The 17,068-nt window shown below is 60.9% G+C and carries 24 protein-coding genes; all 24 read right to left on the bottom strand.

The genetic code is table 11. The annotated features are described in order from the left end of the window. Nucleotides 1-1,440, bottom strand: a complete 1,440-nt coding sequence (locus B3H64_RS00615; protein ID WP_286732075.1) for a tape measure protein — start codon at nt 1,438-1,440, stop codon at nt 1-3. 814 nt (nt 1,441-2,254) lie between these two features. After that, nucleotides 2,255-2,404, bottom strand: coding sequence for a hypothetical protein (locus tag B3H64_RS00610; RefSeq protein ID WP_286732074.1), 150 nt, complete (start codon nt 2,402-2,404; stop codon nt 2,255-2,257). A 29-nt stretch (nt 2,405-2,433) separates the two neighbouring features. Then, nucleotides 2,434-2,859: a phage tail assembly chaperone gene (locus tag B3H64_RS00605; RefSeq protein WP_286732073.1), complete on the bottom strand. Its 426-nt coding sequence runs from the start codon at nt 2,857-2,859 to the stop codon at nt 2,434-2,436. Nucleotides 2,860-3,217: 358 nt separating this feature from the next. Next, nucleotides 3,218-3,646, bottom strand: coding sequence for a phage tail tube protein (locus B3H64_RS00600; protein WP_050617026.1), 429 nt, complete (start codon nt 3,644-3,646; stop codon nt 3,218-3,220). A gap of 13 nt (nt 3,647-3,659) precedes the next feature. Next, nucleotides 3,660-4,727 (bottom strand): phage tail sheath subtilisin-like domain-containing protein, encoded by a 1,068-nt coding sequence (locus B3H64_RS00595; RefSeq protein WP_286732072.1) that lies wholly within the window; start codon nt 4,725-4,727, stop codon nt 3,660-3,662. 1 nt (nt 4,728) lies between these two features. Then, the gene (locus B3H64_RS00590) at nt 4,729-5,178 is read right to left on the bottom strand and encodes a phage tail terminator family protein (RefSeq protein ID WP_286732071.1); all 450 of its coding nucleotides are present in this window, start codon (nt 5,176-5,178) and stop codon (nt 4,729-4,731) included. 1 nt (nt 5,179) lies between these two features. Next, nucleotides 5,180-5,683 carry a hypothetical protein gene (locus B3H64_RS00585; protein ID WP_286732070.1) on the bottom strand — a complete coding sequence of 168 codons (504 nt, stop codon included), beginning with the start codon at nt 5,681-5,683 and terminating at the stop codon, nt 5,180-5,182. Beyond that, entirely contained in the window at nt 5,683-6,237 is a 555-nt protein-coding gene (locus tag B3H64_RS00580) for a hypothetical protein (protein ID WP_050617030.1), read from the bottom strand. The genes B3H64_RS00585 and B3H64_RS00580 overlap by 1 nt, the downstream gene beginning before the upstream one ends. Beyond that, entirely contained in the window at nt 6,234-6,584 is a 351-nt protein-coding gene (locus tag B3H64_RS00575) for a hypothetical protein (RefSeq protein ID WP_050617031.1), read from the bottom strand. The genes B3H64_RS00580 and B3H64_RS00575 overlap by 4 nt, the downstream gene beginning before the upstream one ends. 24 nt (nt 6,585-6,608) lie before the next feature. Further along, on the bottom strand, nt 6,609-7,007 hold the full coding sequence (locus B3H64_RS00570) for a hypothetical protein (RefSeq protein ID WP_278893708.1): 399 nt from the start codon (nt 7,005-7,007) through the stop codon (nt 6,609-6,611). A gap of 18 nt (nt 7,008-7,025) precedes the next feature. Further along, the gene (locus B3H64_RS00565) at nt 7,026-8,318 is read right to left on the bottom strand and encodes a phage major capsid protein (protein ID WP_286732069.1); all 1,293 of its coding nucleotides are present in this window, start codon (nt 8,316-8,318) and stop codon (nt 7,026-7,028) included. Nucleotides 8,319-8,333: 15 nt separating this feature from the next. Then, nucleotides 8,334-9,032, bottom strand: a complete 699-nt coding sequence (locus tag B3H64_RS00560) for a Clp protease ClpP (protein ID WP_050617034.1) — start codon at nt 9,030-9,032, stop codon at nt 8,334-8,336. Nucleotides 9,033-9,146: 114 nt separating this feature from the next. Then, nucleotides 9,147-10,388 (bottom strand): phage portal protein, encoded by a 1,242-nt coding sequence (locus B3H64_RS00555; RefSeq protein ID WP_050617035.1) that lies wholly within the window; start codon nt 10,386-10,388, stop codon nt 9,147-9,149. Between the two features lie 3 nt (nt 10,389-10,391). Then, nucleotides 10,392-10,628 (bottom strand): hypothetical protein, encoded by a 237-nt coding sequence (locus B3H64_RS00550; RefSeq protein WP_050617036.1) that lies wholly within the window; start codon nt 10,626-10,628, stop codon nt 10,392-10,394. Further along, nucleotides 10,625-12,379 (bottom strand): terminase large subunit, encoded by a 1,755-nt coding sequence (locus tag B3H64_RS00545; RefSeq protein ID WP_286732096.1) that lies wholly within the window; start codon nt 12,377-12,379, stop codon nt 10,625-10,627. The genes B3H64_RS00550 and B3H64_RS00545 overlap by 4 nt, the downstream gene beginning before the upstream one ends. Nucleotide 12,380: 1 nt before the next feature. Beyond that, nucleotides 12,381-12,893: a phage terminase small subunit P27 family gene (locus B3H64_RS00540; protein WP_050617038.1), complete on the bottom strand. Its 513-nt coding sequence runs from the start codon at nt 12,891-12,893 to the stop codon at nt 12,381-12,383. Nucleotides 12,894-12,925: 32 nt separating this feature from the next. Beyond that, entirely contained in the window at nt 12,926-13,456 is a 531-nt protein-coding gene (locus B3H64_RS00535; protein ID WP_050617039.1) for a ParB/Srx family N-terminal domain-containing protein, read from the bottom strand. Between the two features lie 256 nt (nt 13,457-13,712). Beyond that, entirely contained in the window at nt 13,713-13,934 is a 222-nt protein-coding gene (locus tag B3H64_RS00530; protein ID WP_242853684.1) for an HNH endonuclease, read from the bottom strand. 216 nt (nt 13,935-14,150) lie between these two features. After that, complete coding sequence (locus B3H64_RS12030; protein ID WP_094762293.1) at nt 14,151-14,300, bottom strand: cysteine-rich KTR domain-containing protein; 150 nt, start codon at nt 14,298-14,300, stop codon at nt 14,151-14,153. 124 nt (nt 14,301-14,424) lie between these two features. Beyond that, nucleotides 14,425-15,183: a rolling circle replication-associated protein gene (locus tag B3H64_RS00525; RefSeq protein ID WP_050617041.1), complete on the bottom strand. Its 759-nt coding sequence runs from the start codon at nt 15,181-15,183 to the stop codon at nt 14,425-14,427. A gap of 1 nt (nt 15,184) precedes the next feature. After that, the gene (locus tag B3H64_RS00520; protein WP_050617042.1) at nt 15,185-15,661 is read right to left on the bottom strand and encodes a hypothetical protein; all 477 of its coding nucleotides are present in this window, start codon (nt 15,659-15,661) and stop codon (nt 15,185-15,187) included. A gap of 164 nt (nt 15,662-15,825) precedes the next feature. Beyond that, entirely contained in the window at nt 15,826-16,134 is a 309-nt protein-coding gene (locus B3H64_RS00515; protein ID WP_050617043.1) for a DUF551 domain-containing protein, read from the bottom strand. Then, on the bottom strand, nt 16,121-16,636 hold the full coding sequence (locus B3H64_RS00510) for a hypothetical protein (RefSeq protein WP_050617044.1): 516 nt from the start codon (nt 16,634-16,636) through the stop codon (nt 16,121-16,123). The genes B3H64_RS00515 and B3H64_RS00510 overlap by 14 nt, the downstream gene beginning before the upstream one ends. A gap of 156 nt (nt 16,637-16,792) precedes the next feature. Further along, nucleotides 16,793-17,002: a hypothetical protein gene (locus tag B3H64_RS00505; protein WP_050617045.1), complete on the bottom strand. Its 210-nt coding sequence runs from the start codon at nt 17,000-17,002 to the stop codon at nt 16,793-16,795. Nucleotides 17,003-17,068: the final 66 nt, after the last annotated feature.

Below are 17,068 nucleotides of genomic sequence, written 5' to 3'. Positions count from 1 at the left end.
TCACACCCCCAGTTGGACCGCACGGGCCACCTCACGGGCCACCTTCTGCGCCACCCGGTCCTCCATAGCCGCGTCCGAACCATAGAAGCTGTTGCCGGTCACCGTTACCTGCACGGTTGGACCGCCCCGCTCTTCCGCACGGGCCTGGGACGCCGTCAGCACCCGCTCCCCCTCGTGGAGCAGCGCCGGGAAGTTGTCGTAGGGCACCCGGTTCAGGCCCACGGCGAAGCTCCCCGGGTCTGTGTCAAAGTAGCTGTTGTTGCCTCCGTCGCCAAAGGCCTCCCAGGCGTCTCGGATCGCGGTGGCCTTCTTGGCTAGCTCTATGCCGTCCGCGATCCCTGCGGCAACCCCCTTACTGAACCACTGTCCGCGCTCATAACCGGCGTCCCAGTAGTCCTCGTTCATGGCGGTGTCGGCCCGGATTCCATCCACCAGGGCCTTCTCCGCCGCCAGCGCCTCCTGGGCCCCGTCGCTGGCGTTATACTCATTCATGCCCTTTACTTTAGCCTGCATGAGGATGCGTCCCATCTCGGCGGCGTCGCCCGCCGCCTTGGCCCTCTGGTAGTCGTCCGTCTCCATGGCGTCGTTCACCGCTTTCCGGATGGACTCCTCCTTGGCGTTCTCCAGGCTGGCCTGCCAGGCCCCGATGGCCCGGTTGGCTTCCTTCTGCGCGTCCCCGCTGGTCCCGGACAGCCAGTCGATCTGGTCCAGCAGGCCCTTATTCCGGGCCTCGTTGTAGCCCTCACCGTAGGCGTTCTGCATCTCCTGCTCCATACCCTCCAGGGTGGAGCTCAGGCCGGAGAAGGTCCTGCTCTGCTCGCGCATGGAGCCCGCGAAGCTGTCCGTCAGGGCCTGCAGGATGATCTCCACGGCCTCCGTTCCGGCGATCTGCCCCTTGGAGATCATATCGTAGATCTCCCCCTGGCTCTTCCCCTTTGCCTCGGCCAGCATCCCCACCGCGCCGATGCCCCGGTCATTGAGAATGTTGAGGTATTCCAGGGTCGTTTTGTCGCTGGACTTCATGCCCCCCAGCGCCTGGGCGACCATGGACATGTCGCTGGTAGACATGCTGAGGGCTGCGCCGGCGTCTCCGATGGTCCGCAGGACCGTCTGGATGCTGTTGAAATCCTTCTCCAGACTCTTGTCGGTCTTGGGTCTGAAGCCATAGGTGGCCAGGGTCTTGCTCATGGCCGTCAGGTCGTCGTAGAGGAACGGCGTGGTGTTCGCCATGTCCACCAAACCCTTCAGGTAATCCTCCGCCACGTCCCCGTTCTTGAAGAGAGTGGAGAAAGAGATCCGGTCTGTTTCCCGCCTGGCCGCGATGGAGGAACCGCTGGTGATGTCGCTGTCCCGCTGGGCGAGCTGGCTTTCTGCTGCATCCTGCACGTAGCTCTTGAAGGCGTCGTTATAGCTTCCAAGTGCAGACGCCGCCCCATTCAACAGTCCTGCGCCAGCTCCGATTGCCGCCCCAATGAGCGGGTGCCCGACCACTCCCCCCATTGCCGCTCCGGATGCCGCCGTCGAAGCTATAGACGACGCGATTGTGCCTGTCGATCCACCCATCAAACTGCTGATTCCGGTATTAAAAATGTTCATCGTTGCATCTTTAATGAGGGAGTTTGCCCCAGATGCCGCAATGGCATTCACGATAGAGGTCATGCCACCAGAACCGCCAGAGGAATTGTCCGCCTTTCGGAACGCCTCTTTGGTTTTCTGCATCTGCTTTTCGGCCTCCCTGGCTCCCTTGGTCACCAAGGCAAGATTCCGCTGAATACGGTCAAAGTTGTCCCGTGCATCGTCCCGCGCCAGTTCGTCCTTGGCTTTTCCTGTTTTTTGGAACTGCTTTTCCGCTTTCTCCAACTGCCGTTGGGCGTCCTTTAGGTCCACTTTCAGGGTGTATTTGTTTTTATTCAGCCGCCCCAGCGTCTCCTCCATTTCATCCATGTCCTTGCTGAATGACTTCGTAATATTTGCCATAGTGTTGAGTGCGCTCGAATACTTGTCCTGAGCCGAAATTGCAATAGATATATCCGGCACTTTGCTCCACCCCCCTATTGACACATTTTTGAAATATGATAGAATAGATTTATAACAATGGCACAAGAAGGAGGTCTTTTTATGCCATCAGGAGATTTGAAGCCTCTCATCATAGCGATTGTCATCTTTTTTGCGATTAACACTCCAGTCGTTTTATGGATGCTTTTTACTATGCTCTAGCTTTTTTGCACTGCCGCCCCTCTCCGGGGCGGCTTTTTCATGCCCGGGGCCGCAGGAAGGGGCAGCCCTGCGGCGGGCCGTGCTCCGCCTCGTAGGACGCCAGCGCCAGGACCAGATCCCGCTCCCCGGGGGACATCCGGGCGTAGTCCCCCGGGGCCCAGCCCTTCACGCGGAAGAGCCAGTACACGAGACCCAGCTCCGGGTCGCTGCCGTCCTCTAGGCGTTTTTTATCTCTTCAATGGTGTTGGCCCGGTAGCCGCACAGCTTCTCCACCGCCCGGCTGAGGTCCTCGATCTCGCCGGGCAAAAGCATGGCCTTGACCGTCTCCGCCGGCGTCGCTCCGCCGAACTTGGCCTGCAGCGCCGGGTCCTTCAGGTTTGGCTCCGTCACCCCGGCCAGCAGGATGTGGACGTTCACGTCGTCCGACAGGCTCTCCTTCAGTTCAGACACCTTCCCGTAGGGCAGGGCCCGCAGCGCGAACACCACGTCCTGCCCGCACAGCTCGCTCAGCCGCTTGACCTTGTAAGACCTGGTCGGGAGCTGCTTCTGCACATTGGGGATCTCCGGCTTCAGCAGCATCTCCAGGATACTCGGCTTCTCCCCAGCGCCTTCCGCGGGGATCATTGTTGTATGCTCGCTCATATATGGTCCTTTCCCGGGGACGCGAAAAGCCCCCGCTCTGTCCTTCTTGACAAAGCGGGGGCTTGCCGGTATAATGGCCTTAAAAAGGGCGCTGCCGCAAGACGGTTAGCCCAACCTCAGATCAACCTAAGTTGACCGTTCGGGAGCCAGCCGAGCGGTCAACACGCTTTTATGGAGAGTATGTAGGCCACAAGGGCCAGACACACGCAGACCCGCAGAAATTGCTTTCCCAGGTGCCCCATTCCAGCATCACCCCCTTTCGCAAGGGAGTGGCTAACCGCCATTTTGCAACAGCGCCACGGTCATTCTACCGGATGCGCCGCGCTTTGTCAATTGCCGCCCGTCAGGGCGGCTTTTCTCATGCCTCGATGACGTCCAGGAACTCGTAGTCGGTGAAGGTAAAGGGGCACTCCACCTTGCCCACGCTCTTGGCCTCCCAGTCCGCCAGGGTCAGGTCGTCGAAGCTCACGTTGCGCAGCACCACCCGCTCCGCGCCGTAAGCGTCCGGGTCCTTCAGCTTGCTCACGATGGTAAAGCGCACGTCCCGTCCGTTGCGGATGTTCTCCCCGATGGCCTGTGCCATGCGGGAGGTGACCTTGTGCAGCCGGAGGGAGCCGGTGCAGTCGATGCTCGTCACCTTCTTGTCCGAGGCCATCTGCCCGCACAGGGCGATATCCTCCTTGTTGAAACTCGCCTTGGCCTGGAGCCCGTAGCACTCGGACACCTTATCGCCGTCCAGCCACACCTCACCCCAGGTGCCGGATACCACTCGTTTTGCGCTGTCCATAGTCCATTCCTCCTCAGATCGTGATATTCAGGTTGATGTCCTCGATGGCGTCCAGGATCTGGATGGATGCCTGCAGGAACACCTTGTCCCCGGTGTTGGCCTCCTTGATCTCCTGCTCGCTCAGCTTTGAGGTGTCCACGCCGGTGCTCTGGAGGTACGCCTCCTGGGCCGCCGTGTCGATGCCGACGCTGGAGCTGCCCGCCCGCAGGATGCCGGCCTGCTCCAGCGATGTCAGGTAACCCTTGATGGCGGAGATCAGCAGGCACTTGTTGTCATAGCTGTTGGCATACTTGCCGATGTAGGAGTCCTGGGCCGTGGTGCGGATGTCCGTCTGGATCATGTCCATGACTTCCACCAGCTTGATTTTCTTCCAGGCGTCACCCTTGTCCTGCGTGGTGGTCTGCAGGGAGTTGACGCCCCGGCCCACCTTGACCTTCTCCCCGTCGTGGAAGAGGATGAACTTGCCCGCGTTGATGGCCGCATCCATCTCCGCCCTGGTCAGGCGCCCGATATCCGACACCTCCGCCAGCGGCGCGTAGGTGCAGGAGATGGTCATGGGCGTCCCGGCGATCAGTCCCGCGATCCGGGCGCAATACTGCGCCGAGGTATACTTGCTGCTCCCCACCAGGATGTCGTTCGTGGTAAAGTTGACGATGGCCTCGCTGTCCGCCGCCTGATTGGGCAGCACCGCCTTGCAGATGGCCGCGTCGTTGGTCCTCCGGCTGGCGATCCAGGTCGAAATGGCCGTTGCCTCCGGCTCGCTGCAATCCGGGGGACCGGCCAGATAATCGAATACCTCGGTGGCCAGCCAGCTCAGGGCGTCGGTCAGCGCCTCCGCTTCCGCCGGCAGCACATAGACCAGCACCTTCCGGGGCGGATTCACGTAACCCAGAAAAGCCTGCTGAACATACGCCTGATTGGCAGCGCCCAGCGTACTCGGGACCTGTGTGACGTTGGTGTAGGCGTGTCCGCCGTTTTCTTTGGCGTCCTTCAGGATCAGGGCCACCACGCCCTTTTCCGAGCGCTGCACGGCGCTGGCCGCCGTGGATTTGAATGCAATGTTGATATTGGGCAGTCCCATATCACGATTCTCCCTTCATATTGACATTTACTTCGCCCATCAGGGGCCAGTCCTCCCCGCCGGGCCGGTCGTCCTGGTATTGGAACGTGACGCTGGCCTCGGCATAGTCGAACTGGCAGTTCCCCTTGTTGGCGATCACGTGGAGGACCCGGTCCTCAACCCGCAGGCCCTCCACGGCAAACAGCTCCTGCACAACGGCCATGCGCTGCATCAGGTCCGGCACGTGGCTGTTGTGGTAGTCGTCCGCCTCCACGAAGGCGGTGACGACCACCGTGGCCTTCAGCTCCAGACAGGCGTAGGAGGCGTCCAGCATCTCCACCGGCCCCAGCTCCACCAGAAAGGACGGGCGGTCAAATTCCACCGGGACCCGGTTCATATAGATGGGCGTCTCCGGATACCGCTCCGCCACCAGCTCCTGCACGGCCTGCGTGATCGTCGAAAATGAAAGCACATTACCCCTCCTTCAGTTTTTGCTGTATCTTCTTTACAAAGCGTTCCGCGGCCTGATAAGCAATCCGCTCGGCCCTCTGGCGGGCCCCGGCATAGACGCCCTTCCCGGCAACCCGGTCCGCCTTCAGCCTGGCACCATACGGCTGCTTCTCGCTGTGCCACGACTGCGGCTTCAGCCCCGGCACGAACCGCCCCTTCCCTTGCTTGTGACCGCTGTCTATGGCGTTGGTGACGTACCCCACGGCGTAGGGATTCCCCCTTTCCCCGTTCTGCGTGAAGGTCTTCTTTTTAGGGCGCACCGCCGCATAGCCGCCGCCGGAGCCCACCACCGTGTCCTGCCAACCGGCCACTTCGCCGTTCCCAAAGCCTCTTTGCACGTCCTCCAGCACGGCCCGGCCCATCTCTTCGTACATCTCCCGCCGCCACTCCGGGTAGTCGTGCAGCAGGGCATTGAAGTCCGCCGCCAACCGCTCCAAATCGGCCTTGTCCAGGAATGTGGTCTGCATCACAGGTCCTTCTTTCGCCAGAGCTCGTACTCATTCTTCGCCGGGTCCAGGGTGTGGGCGACCTGTACCACATGCGGCTCTCCGGCCACCTCCACCAGCCCGCCCCGCGTCAGCTCCACCGCCTTCGGCGTCACCAGCACATAGGTCAGGGTATTGGTCGCCATGGGCTTCTCCTGCTCATAGCGCAGGTATTTTTCGGTCAGAATGCCCTGAAAGGCCATGCCGGGAGCCGTCTTGTGGACGTCCGCCCGGCACTCCACCGGAGTCACCACTGCCGTGGTGGCCTGCAAGAAGATCCGCTCCTTCGGATTCAGCTCGGTCACATAGTGCCATTGCCCGCCCAGCTCGATGATATCGCCCGGGGACAGGCTCTGCCGTCTCAGGGTAAACAGGATAGTCCGGGCGGCCAGTCCGACGGAGGAGAAGATCGTCCTCTGTGCGCTTTCCTCTGCAGCCGCCCAGGCCCGCCGCAGGGGGACCCACATCCCGGCCAGCGCTCCGGCGCCCGGTGTCAGGATGCGCACCGGGTACCGGAGTCCGCGCTCGTCGATCACGATCCCTCACCGCCTTCCGCCTCAACGGTAGCTGTCGGCATGGACTTAAGTTGATTCAGCTTCATGCGGATGCCCATGTCCAGCGCCCTCCCGACGCCGGTTTCCTTGTCGCTGAAAGCAGGATCGAACGCCTGGAGCACCAAACCATTGACCACCTGATCGTAAGCGGCGCTATATACTGGGTCGCCTGCCCGTGGCGGAACATCCGCATAGTAGAGATAGGCCACGGCGGAGGCATAGTCTCCCATGATACGCTCGTCGTCCTCCGTCCAGGTCACGTGCAGGTAGGCTCTCAGAGAGAGCATCCTCGCCTCATCCGGCACCAGGGCCGAAGCATCCAGCGCCATAGGCTCACGTCCTTTCCGGGCCGGTCACGCCAGCAGGGTCCAGCCCGGCGCCGGCGTATACATGCCGCGGCAGTTGCACACGGCGGAGCAGATCACGGCGGCGGCGGAATCATGCTGGAACTTGACGCAGTAATAGGGGGCGTCCACTTCGGCGGAGACCACGGCGGCCACCTTGCTCATGGTCTCCGCCGCGGTAAAGCTGGTCTCGGCCACCTTTTTGGCGTTGGTCCCGGAGTTGTCATCTGCGGAATACAGGGCCACGGTCAGCTTCTTCCCGCTGGCCAGACTGGCCAGCAGGATGTGAAAGTCAATGGACGAGATTCCTTTGGCGGCGACGTAGTCGGTCGCGGTCTCCGTGCTGGCGGACACCGAGGCGGGCGCCAGGCAGCAGACGGTGGAAATGCGCTCAAAAATTCGATTCATCTCAAATTCTCCTTTCCATCAGGTCCGGGCCGCCAGCGTGACAAAGGGGCTGCGGGTCTTAGAGCTGTTTTTGATGGTCATGGGGCTGTTGATCTTGGGCGCGCCGTTGCACCGGAAGACAAAGCGGAAGCACTGCTGGTCGGTGAGGAACTCCACGTGGATGGACCAGTCCTGCTTGGCCGTGCCCTTGCGCAGCAGCATGTACTCCTTGGGGTCGATCAGCAGGATATCGCCCGCCGAGCCCAGGGCGCTGCAGCTATCCTCAAACAGCACCGGCTTGTTGAGCACCCGCTGCGTGTCAAAGTTGCCCAGGCCGCCTTCGGGGTTCCAGAGGAACTTGGTCTCGCCGCCGCTGGTGATGGACAGGTAGGGGAGCTGTTCCTCCAGATCGGGGTGCATGACCCACACCAGCCGGTCCCGGTTCCGGGGCATGGACCGCGCCAGCATCTTGATGGCGTTATCGCCGGTGAAGGTGCCCGCGGTCTGTCCGGTGGTCTTAGCCACGGTGATGAGCGCGTCGGACTTGAGGATACCGGTCATCTTCCCCGCGCCGTCGCCGGAGATCACCCCTTCGGTCATCAGCCGGTCGGCCGCCAGGGAGAACGCATTTCCGAAGAATCCGGTCATAAAGGGAGCGTCCTGGAGCAGCTCGTCGGTGGCGTAGGCCAGGCCCATCATCTTCTCCAGATCCATGCGCACCTCCCGGAATTTGGGCTTGCTGGATGCGACGGTGTGGGCCTCGCTGACCCAGTACATCTGGATGCCGCCGAACACCGACTTGGACACGTCGGTCTCGTCCACCTGCAGCCAGCGGGCGGAGTTGGAGGCCGCGCCTACCGTATAGCTGTCCAGCCGCTGGAGCAGGGGGCTGTTCTGCACGGCGCTCGCCAGGATCTGCCCGGCAAAGTCCTCCTGCACGGCAAAGCCGCCTTCGGAGCCCACACCCTCGTTGGCGCCCTTGGCTGCGTCCTGCACGATGGCCAGCCGCTTGTCCTGGATACCCTGGCTCTGCTGCTTGTAGATGGCCTGGAGCTGCTCGCCCAGGCTGGTAAAGGGGCAGGGGGCCTTTCTCTCATCCTTTGGGGTGACGCCCGTTTCATCCTTGGGGTCAGAAGGGTCGATGGGGTCCGCGTTTCTGCGGCTTTCCTCCGCCAGGGCCTCGTAGCTGGCGATGGAGGCGTTGATGCCCTTCATCTGGTCACTGATCTTGTTGATCTCCTCCGTGTTGCCCTCCTGGGCAAAGGTCTCGGCTTTGGCCAGCAGGTCCGCCTTCTGGGCCCGCAGGTCGTTGATCTTCTGGATAAAGTCCATAGTTCTCGGCTCCTTTCACATTTCTGCAAGCACCCGGGCCAGGGCCTGGGCGCATACTGCCTTGTCTTGTTCGGCGGCCCGAAGCGCCGCCACATGCTCTCGGTACTGCTGCCGCATGGCAGCGGTCAGGCGGATCTGCCGCCCGGCGGCGGCCAGCATGGTCCCCGGCCCCGGCGGTTCCTCCCCTTCCAGGGGCACGATCCCGTCGATCAGTCCATACTCCAGCGCCTGGGTGGGGCTGATCCAGATGTCTTTGTCCATCAGCTCCATCAGGTCCTCCCGGGGTTTGCAGCCTTTTCGGGCCGTATAGACCTCCAGTACGCAGTCCCGGGCGTTTTTGAGACCCTCAGCCGCAAGCTCCATATCCCTGTAATCCCCGTCCTGCTCCCCGATTGGGTTATGGTAGCACAGTAGGGCGCCTGGCTCACTCTGAATCTCACGGCATCCGGCCGCGGCCAGGGTGGCCGCCGATGCGCCGTAGCCCTGGAACAGGGCCCGGGTCCTGCCGGGATACCGGCGCAGCATGGAGCGGATCTCGTTGCCAACAGCCATCGATCCGCCCGGGCTATTAATGAGCAGCGTGACCTCCTCTCCGTCGGCCTGCTCCAGCGCCTGCGCCACGTCCATGGGGGCGGTAATGTCCCGCCAACCCCACCAGCGCAGGATGTCTGTGCTGTCGTTGTCCCACAATTCGCCTCTGAGGGGGATATCCATAAGCATCTCTCCTTTCTGATCTGGTGCTGCCCGCGGCGGGCCGCGGGGGAAAAATCGCGGGCGGGTTCGCCCGGAGGTGGAAGCGGACGCGCCTTTGCACGGCCGCAGACAGCCTTACGGCTTGACCGGCTCCCCTGCTGTGCCGTTTACCACGGCTTCCAGGGATGCCAGGTTCTTGGTTGCCAGGAACTTCTGTCCCAGCCCACCTGGGATTGGGTCCTTCTCCTCAAAAGCCCGGCAGTCATCCGGGCAGTACACAGAGTTTTGAATCATCTTTTCATAAAAGCGGCTTCGACTCTCATTGTCGCCCCGCAGCAGTACCCCCACGTTAGCCCGCAGATACCAGCCCTGCTCCTGACGACGCCCGCCAATCAACTTGTAGCTCATTTCCTGCTCCCAGGCCGTCACATGGGGCAACAGAGTGTTCTCAACAAAGTCAAGCTGCTGCTGCTCATTGGATTGGTAGCTTTGCTTTCCCGTCTGGAGCATATAGGCTGGGATGCCGGTAAAGCGGGATACCTCCTCTACGGAAAAGCTTCGGCTCTCGATATACTGGCTGTCCTTCTGGCTCAGGCCCATGGGGGTATACTTGTAACCACGGGTGAGCACTGCCACCTTGAAGGCGTCCTCCGCCCCGGCCGCATACCGGGTAAATTCCTTCTTGATCCTCTCCCGGCCGTCTTTCCCCAGATCGGCGTCCACTTCGACGATACCGCTCATGCGGGCTCCGTTTTGATAGAACTTACGGCCGTACATCTGGGCCGAGCCGTCAGCCTTGATGGTCTCCCGGGCCAGGTCCAGCACGCCCCGGCCGTGGACTCCGTCGTAGCTATCGAAAAACACGATCACGAGCTGGGACGGCGCCAGAGTGATGGAGAGCTCGTCCACCGTGAAGTCATACCAGTAGTGCCTCGCCTCCCCGTCCCATCGGATACGGCAGGTGGAGGCGTCCAGCGGGATGAGGTCCGTAATGCGTCCCAGCCCGTCCCGGACGATCCAGCCGTACCCGGTCCCATGCCAGAAAGCGTTGGATGCGATGATCTTCTTGCACAGAGCCGGGCTCATGCGCTCGTTGGCCCGAACCTTCAGCAGGTAGTCCAGCGCCTGGTCCGACTGCGGAATGCGGGCGTCTCCGTTCTTTTGGTACAGGCTGTACGGCAGCACGCTCATGGCCCCCGTATAGATGCGGTGTGCCGCCGCGATGGGAGACAGCCGCTCCGCTCCCGTCCGGCTGTCCGGGTACTCCTCGCCGGAGAAGAACACCGTGCGGAACCATGTCTGCACGTCGTCCCAAGCAATCTCCTGGTAGGATGCGCTGGCCTTGGGCCTCGCTCGGATGCTGTTGGACAAAAGCATGGCTTACCCCTTTCTCCCCCGGGCGACGATCCGAGCATAAGCGCCCAGGCAGACGCCCGCCACGCCGAAGGCTGCGGCGGCGCCCACGGCCAGTGCGGCCGCTGTGATCAGGCACCCTCCTGCGGCTACGGCCAGCAGATCGTCCAGGTAGGTCCCCAGCACGCGCGCCGCTTTTCCTCTTGCCCGCCTCCGCGCCTCACGGCGGGCGATCCTTTCCATGTCATACGGTTTTTCAGTCATAGGCTCCAATCCTCCTCCAGCTTGGCGGTATCAAAGCCAGGGCCGCTGCGCAGCTTGATCAGTGCGGCCGCCATGGCGATGATCCAGGCAACCGTGATATCGATCCGCCCCGGGCTTCGGTTTTTCATGGGCTTTGTGTTCTCATTGCCGTCGGTGGCGCAGCGTACATTGCCAAAGCACCAGCGGGCGCAGGTGTTGTGCTCGTGGAGCATCTCATGCTTGCGCAGCAGCCGCTCCACCTCCTTCATGCCCGGGGACATGCCCATCATGGTCTGAGGGATCTCAATGACCTCCAGGGGCCGCGCTCCTTCGCCGGCCTGCATCAGCCGCTGCGACAGCGTCCAGGACAGCGCCGGGTCAAGGCCCAGCGTTTCCATGCGATAATCCCGGGCGGCCTGCCGGATGGTTTCCTCCACCCGGTCGTAGTCGATGATATCGCCGGGGCATCCGGTCAAAAATTGCGCCCGTATCCAATCCCCATAGGGCACTCCGTCCCGCTGCTCCCGCCCCTCCAGGTCGTCCAGAGGGACCCAGGCCCAAAAGAGCGCCACCCAGGTCTCCAGGCCCTCCTGGGGCGGGAAGAGCAGCACGAAGGCCGTCAGGTCGGTGCTCTTGGACAGGTCCAGCCCGCCAAAGCACCGCTTGCCCCGCAGCCGCTTCCGGACTGCCGTCCGCCGCTCAAGCACAGACAGTCCCTGCCATTCCGGCCGGTTCCACTGTGTTTTGTCATAGATGGTCAGCGGCACCCAGCCTACTACCTTGGTAGAGATCCACTGATTGAGCCGAAGCCAGCGGAAGAGGCGCTCCTTAACCTCGCTTTTTTGGGCCGCCCGGGCCTCAGCCCGGAAGTCCCGGAGCTTCAGGTTGTGGCCCAGGCCCGGATTGCACAGGTACCAGAGCTGTTCGTCGTAGATATCCAGCGCAGCGATCCGGTCCGGGTCGTCGCCGGTGAGGACCGACAATCCGTACATGATGGGGCACCAGGCAGGGTCGTCTTCGTCCAGCTCCCGCTCGGGCCGGCCGGCGCGCCAGGCCAGGATGCGCCGGCACTGCTCGTGGATCTCCCAGCCGATGCTGGTCCGGTCCGGGTCGTCGCCGGCGGTGGTCAGCACGATCACCGCCTGCTGCCGCCGGGCAGCGTTGGAGCCGGAAATCAGTACGTCCCACAGCCGCCGGTTGGGCTGTGCGTGCAGCTCGTCGATGATGATGCAGCTAAAGGAATATCCATGCTTGGTCTCGGCGTCGGAGGAGTAGATCTTCATGACGCCGCCGTATTTGGTATGGATCTCCTTCCGGGAGTCCACCGCCCAGGCGATGGGATCATGCTCCGGCTGGCCCAGGCAGGTGTGCTCCACCATGTACTTGGCCGCCTCGTAGACCTGCGTGGCGTTCTCCTTATCCGAGGAGAAGACGCCCACCCGCGGTCTGGCCTCCCCGTCCCAGAGCAGATGCTTCAGGCCGAGGCCGGCGGCAAACTCGGTCTTTCCATTTTTCTTCGGCAGCTCGTCGTAAAGGAAACGGCGGTAACGGACCCAGGAGCCGTCCTCATCCTGGGTCTGCACCCCGTAAAACTGGGTGATGGCGTCCATCTCCCAGGGCTGAAGCTCAAAGGGCTTGCCTGCCCACTCGTTTTGGCCGTAGCACAGCAGGCTGAAAAAGTCCACCGTGTCCTGCACGGCCTCGGAGCTGTAGCGCAGCTCCGCTCCGTCGTCCGGGACGGGCACTTCTACGCCCGGGGCCAGGGTAAGCATCTCAGGCACGGTGCATCCGCTCCCGCATCATCCGCTCAAATGGGTTCTCCTCCGGCGCCTTTCCACCCGCGCCCGGCGGCAGCACCAAGCGGCACCGGCTGGTGACGGTCAGGCCCATGTCGTTGGCCGCTCCACGGCATTGCTTGAAGAATCGGTCCTGAACGCGGGTCGCCCCGTCCAGGGCTTCCATGTCGATCACCCGCTTTCCGGCCTCCGTCCGTCCCCGCTGGATTTTCAGCACCTCCTGCGTGGCGGCCAGATAACTCTGCTTGGCCAGCAGGTACCGGGCCAGGGTGTCGTAATCCAGAACAGTCAGGAGCCCGGCCTCCTTCAGCTTGCCGCCCAAGGCCCGAAATTCCTTCTTCAAGGCCTCCGGCAGGTACTCCGGCGGCCGGATCTGCTTCGGGACCTCGGCCCGGACCTCGGCGGCTGCCCGCTCGCCCTTTTCTTTTTTGGTCAGGTGCTTTTTCCCACTACCCTCCAGCACCTCCAGTGTCTGCCGTGTTCCGGACATGACATTACCTCCCTCCAGGCCCCCGCCGGATACTATTTTGCGTCGAACTCACACCCGCACTGCGGGCAGGTGTAGCGTTTGCGGAGCTTTGGAGACGCCTCGTCCTCGGCGGTCTCCTCCGGTGCCGCAACCTCATCGATCTGGATGTCTTCCGGGGTGAAGCCCGTGAGCGTCAGGTCAAACCCGAGCTCCTCCAGCCCCTCCAGTTCCAGACCGACCATGGCCTCGTCCCAGGCGGCCAGCTCAGCCAGCTTATTGTCAGCCAGGATGTAGGCCCGGCGCTGTGCATCGGTGAGCCCCTCCACCAGATTGCAGGGCACCTCCGTCATGCCCTCAGCCTTGGCGGCCTCCAGGGTCCCGTGCCCGGCGAGCAGATTACCCTGGGCGTCGATGAGGAGTGGACGGACGAAGCCGAACTCCCGCAGGCTGGCCCGTAACCGGGCAATTTGGTCCTCGCTGTGAATCTTGGCATTACGGGCGTAGGGGACGATCTCCTCCACGCGCTTCATCACGTCGCCACGGCAGGCAACGCGCACCGCTGGTGTTTTCTTTCCTCTGGCCATTTTGGCCGCCTCCTATCCTGATCGCCGGCTAAACGGATCGCCGGCTAAAGTCTCCCGGCCGCAGCCCGAAAAATCTCCCGTGGGGAAAAAATCTCGCACAGAGGGCTGCCTGTGGTTATGCGTCTGCCCGTTGAAACTTTCTCGGGGCGGGGTGAGGGTATCCGACGCCTTCGGCGTCGTAGATACTAAGCGCGAGCGTGACCCGGGCACATGCGCATGCGCCTAAGCCTGGTCCGCTTTTACCCGGTCGAGGCGTTTACTTTTGGCGCAATTTACGCTGTCTTTCGGCCATTTCCAGAGCCGTCTTCTGGTTATGATGGCGTTCGCACAGGCTCTGCAAATTACTCGGGTCAGTGAATTTCGCCCAGTCCCCACGGTGTGGGTCCTTGTGGTCCACCCGTGTCGCCGGAGTCCGCAGGCCGCGCCGGGCACACTCGCGGCAGAATGGCTCCAGCAACAACTGGCCCGGCCGGAGCATGTCGGTCCACTCCGGGGTGAAGTACATCCAGTGCCACTCGGCACTTTCGCGGCGCTGTGCCTGCTTGGGCTTATGGGCTGGACAATACCCATCTCGGGTCAACATATGGCAACCAGGATGTCTGCATGGCCGGAGCGGCTTTAAGGCCATGGGCTATCACCTCCAGGCAAACAAAAAGCGCCCAAGCCACGACACCCATCACGGGTTGTCATTGGCTCAGGCGCTGGTCTCATGGGACGCTGGCTCAGGCGCTTCGATATTCACAATGCTTTCTTTTCCGCACCTCCGGCAATACACCGGAAGATCATGGGCGATGGTGTGGTCCAGGAGCTTCAGGACCTTGCCCTTTCCGCAGACAGGGCACATAAGCCATCCGTTCCTTATGGTCAGTTTATCAGATTCAGAGGGATATTGCAACCTTTTCACCGACTTTCTCTTTTCCCCTTGGGGTTGTTACAGATGGTTTCCAGACAGATAAAAGACGCGAGGGCTATTCCTTTTTCCGCCTGCGCGGTGGTCTTTGGCCTTTCTTCAGCTCCTTCTTTTCCGGCATGATGTATTTGAGATACAGATAATCGCCAAACTCGTTATGCTTTTCTCTGCGGTCCAAAATGATCGCCCCAGGTGGGGCCATAACTGTTACATTGTCCTTAACATTGTCGCTTTCCGCTTTTGGCTTTGCCAAGCCGATGGATGGAGTCCAGGTCCTCGCTCCGTTTTCTGTTTTCCCGACTTCCCTTGGCTCTTTAGTCAGGTACTTTGCCAACGCCTCATACCCCGTCCATACATCTAACTGCTCTATCTCCACCTGGCCATACGGCCAGAGGGATCGGATGATATCCACATCATTCCCCGTGCCATTGAGTACCATATGATGGTGGAGTCGGCCACCCTCGGCCGATAGCTGCTCAGTGACGTATATGTACTTTGTATCCATATCACGTGCCTTCCGGTATTTTCGAAGTTGGGACAACATCTTGCGGAGCAGCTTATTTGCGGCATCCCGGTCTGGGGGAAGATGCTGGTCGCCATAGGTCAGCACCACATGCAGATCCCTCGCGCAAAAATTGGCTGCCAGCATCATCTCCAGCTTTTGCCATGACCTGCGCATGTTGATCAGCTCTTGGGCCTCCTTTGACATTCGGCCTCGGCGTGCCCGCTCTTCCGGGTCATCTCGGACAGTCGGTATGGTATAGCAAACAACAGCAGACAGACGGCCTCCAGTGACTGTTTTGATTCGCTTTGCCATTTTAACCCTCCGCCCGGGCTAACGCCTGATCGATGAGCCTCCAATCGCCGATTGTCAGCTTTTCTCCAAGGAGAGCCGACCTAAGCATGGTCTCTGTCAGGTCGCCGCCCACGAGTTCACGCAGACACCCAAGACCCCGCGCTTGGCGAAAGCACAGCAGCCGATCATAAACCGCCCGCTTTTCGGCCGCATACCGTCCCGTAAAATTGCTCTGGTCTGCATCTGACTCCGCGGGAGGATCTGGTTGCGGCTGTGTTGGACCTAGGGACGTGCGGTTTATGAATTGAACTGCATCAACATCGGCGCCAAAAATGGTAACGCCGCCCAGATCAGGGACGTCCACGAACTCCCATGAGACGTCCTGTCCGATGATGAGCAGTCCAAGCTGCAGGCATTCTAGGACATAATCCCGCATTTCTTCTACGCAAGAGACTTTAGTCATTCCCGGCACTTTTAAAATCATTACTTCATGTCCCATATAACAGCCCTTTCTTTCGATGGGAATAGGCGTGGCAATGCCCCGCCCTCCCTTTTATCTTTTGTTGGCCAATCTGTTTACTATTCCGGCCCTATGCCGGGTGTCCCGCGTCAGAACTGTCCCCGCAAACGATCCTGGTAGGCAGGCCCCGCACAGGTCTTGTTTCATTCGCTCATCTCCGGCGGCTTCGGTATCGGCATCCACCATTCCACCGTGGGATTCTCCCACTCGGGGTATTCTTCAACGATCCACCCATCGCTATCGCAATAGCTTGCAATGCAAGCAGCGCTTATCAGTGTGATATTCGCTTTTGGCTTCCCGCTTACCAGCGCAAGGATAAAGCTATCGTCCCTCGGGATCTCGACGTCAGGGTCCCGCCACTCAAGATCGATCAATCTTTGCTTGACCTCGCGGAGTATCGCGCACCCGTGGATCCCTCGGCGCAGGCTCAAAATTAGTTCATCGATCCTCATCTCTATCCATCCTTTCCGCCAGCCGGGCCACCTTCTCGCCGCGCTTGGCCTCCGATAACGGGGCAACGTCAAAGAGCAGCCGCATCTGATCGAGCATGATGCCAACGTCCGCGAGCTCTTCGGCGATGTTATCGAGATTGTCAGCGCCGCGGCCATGCTTACAGACGGCAAGCTGCAGCTCCGCCATCTCTTCGTACAGCATCTTGATCTGCGCTTCTGGGCCGTAGTGGGCCAGGGCTTTCTTAAATATGTACATTTCAACGGGGTTCATTTTGCAGTCCTTACACCGCGCCACTGGCGCAACATCGGCGGCGGACATAATCTTGTTCCACTTCTCAACAACTTCTTCCCGCGAAAATCCATGTACGCTAACGAGTAAACCGTTGTCGCAAGAATGGTCAATGCAATAACATGTATTGCGCCTGGGGGTAAGCTGATATCCGTATACTCTTGGTTTCTCCGGCTCCTTCCCGCAAAATATGCATACATTCAGTTCAGCCATCGTCCACATCCTCCTCCTAGTCGCAATCCACGCAGTAGTCCCGCAAAACCGGCTCACCGGCTAAGTTGCATATCTGGCAGTCCCCGTCCCAATCTTCGCAAACACTATGCGCCTTACACACCCCGCGCATAAAGCAGTTGGAGCATTTCGGTTCAGTCATCCTGTCCCTCCTCCGTCGGTGAGCAGCATCTCTTTTTTTTTGATGTACCGGATTAGCCCAGCAAAGGTCGGCCGCTTTCCCTCCGCTTCGCATGTAACGGCATAAAACTTCACGCCCTCACCAATCTCAGCCAGCCAATCTTCGCCGTAATGGTCGTGATAGGCTTCTTGTTCCCAGCATTCCAACAATTCAGAGTATTTCTTCAATTACCGCCACCTCCAAGGGCCTCATCCTTGCTGATCCGCTCGAACTCGATCACCCACACCCAGGGA

The sequence above is a fragment of the Intestinimonas sp. UBA1698 genome, from assembly GCF_002320075.1.
Taxonomy (GTDB): Bacteria; Bacillota; Clostridia; order Oscillospirales; family Oscillospiraceae; genus Intestinimonas; species Intestinimonas massiliensis.
Note: the sequence above shows the minus strand (reverse complement) of the source record. Positions and strands in the feature narration are given on the sequence as shown.

Coding starts and splice junctions, on each gene's coding strand:
- B3H64_RS00560 (WP_050617034.1), bottom strand. CDS start 9,032: ATGGATATCCCCCTCAGAGGCGAATTGTGGGACAACGACAGCACAGAC.
- B3H64_RS00575 (WP_050617031.1), bottom strand. CDS start 6,584: ATGGCGCTGGATGCTTCGGCCCTGGTGCCGGATGAGGCGAGGATGCTC.
- B3H64_RS00530 (WP_242853684.1), bottom strand. CDS start 13,934: ATGCTCCGGCCGGGCCAGTTGTTGCTGGAGCCATTCTGCCGCGAGTGT.
- B3H64_RS00605 (WP_286732073.1), bottom strand. CDS start 2,859: ATGAGCGAGCATACAACAATGATCCCCGCGGAAGGCGCTGGGGAGAAG.
- B3H64_RS00545 (WP_286732096.1), bottom strand. CDS start 12,379: ATGCTTACCCTGGCCCCGGGCGTAGAAGTGCCCGTCCCGGACGACGGA.
- B3H64_RS00515 (WP_050617043.1), bottom strand. CDS start 16,134: ATGAGGATCGATGAACTAATTTTGAGCCTGCGCCGAGGGATCCACGGG.
- B3H64_RS00585 (WP_286732070.1), bottom strand. CDS start 5,683: ATGCAGACCACATTCCTGGACAAGGCCGATTTGGAGCGGTTGGCGGCG.
- B3H64_RS00525 (WP_050617041.1), bottom strand. CDS start 15,183: ATGGCAAAGCGAATCAAAACAGTCACTGGAGGCCGTCTGTCTGCTGTT.
- B3H64_RS00565 (WP_286732069.1), bottom strand. CDS start 8,318: ATGGACTTTATCCAGAAGATCAACGACCTGCGGGCCCAGAAGGCGGAC.
- B3H64_RS00510 (WP_050617044.1), bottom strand. CDS start 16,636: ATGGCTGAACTGAATGTATGCATATTTTGCGGGAAGGAGCCGGAGAAA.
- B3H64_RS00570 (WP_278893708.1), bottom strand. CDS start 7,007: ATGAATCGAATTTTTGAGCGCATTTCCACCGTCTGCTGCCTGGCGCCC.
- B3H64_RS00540 (WP_050617038.1), bottom strand. CDS start 12,893: ATGTCCGGAACACGGCAGACACTGGAGGTGCTGGAGGGTAGTGGGAAA.
- B3H64_RS12030 (WP_094762293.1), bottom strand. CDS start 14,300: ATGTGCCCTGTCTGCGGAAAGGGCAAGGTCCTGAAGCTCCTGGACCAC.
- B3H64_RS00520 (WP_050617042.1), bottom strand. CDS start 15,661: ATGGGACATGAAGTAATGATTTTAAAAGTGCCGGGAATGACTAAAGTC.
- B3H64_RS00595 (WP_286732072.1), bottom strand. CDS start 4,727: ATGGGACTGCCCAATATCAACATTGCATTCAAATCCACGGCGGCCAGC.
- B3H64_RS00535 (WP_050617039.1), bottom strand. CDS start 13,456: ATGGCCAGAGGAAAGAAAACACCAGCGGTGCGCGTTGCCTGCCGTGGC.
- B3H64_RS00555 (WP_050617035.1), bottom strand. CDS start 10,388: ATGCTTTTGTCCAACAGCATCCGAGCGAGGCCCAAGGCCAGCGCATCC.
- B3H64_RS00550 (WP_050617036.1), bottom strand. CDS start 10,628: ATGACTGAAAAACCGTATGACATGGAAAGGATCGCCCGCCGTGAGGCG.
- B3H64_RS00600 (WP_050617026.1), bottom strand. CDS start 3,646: ATGGACAGCGCAAAACGAGTGGTATCCGGCACCTGGGGTGAGGTGTGG.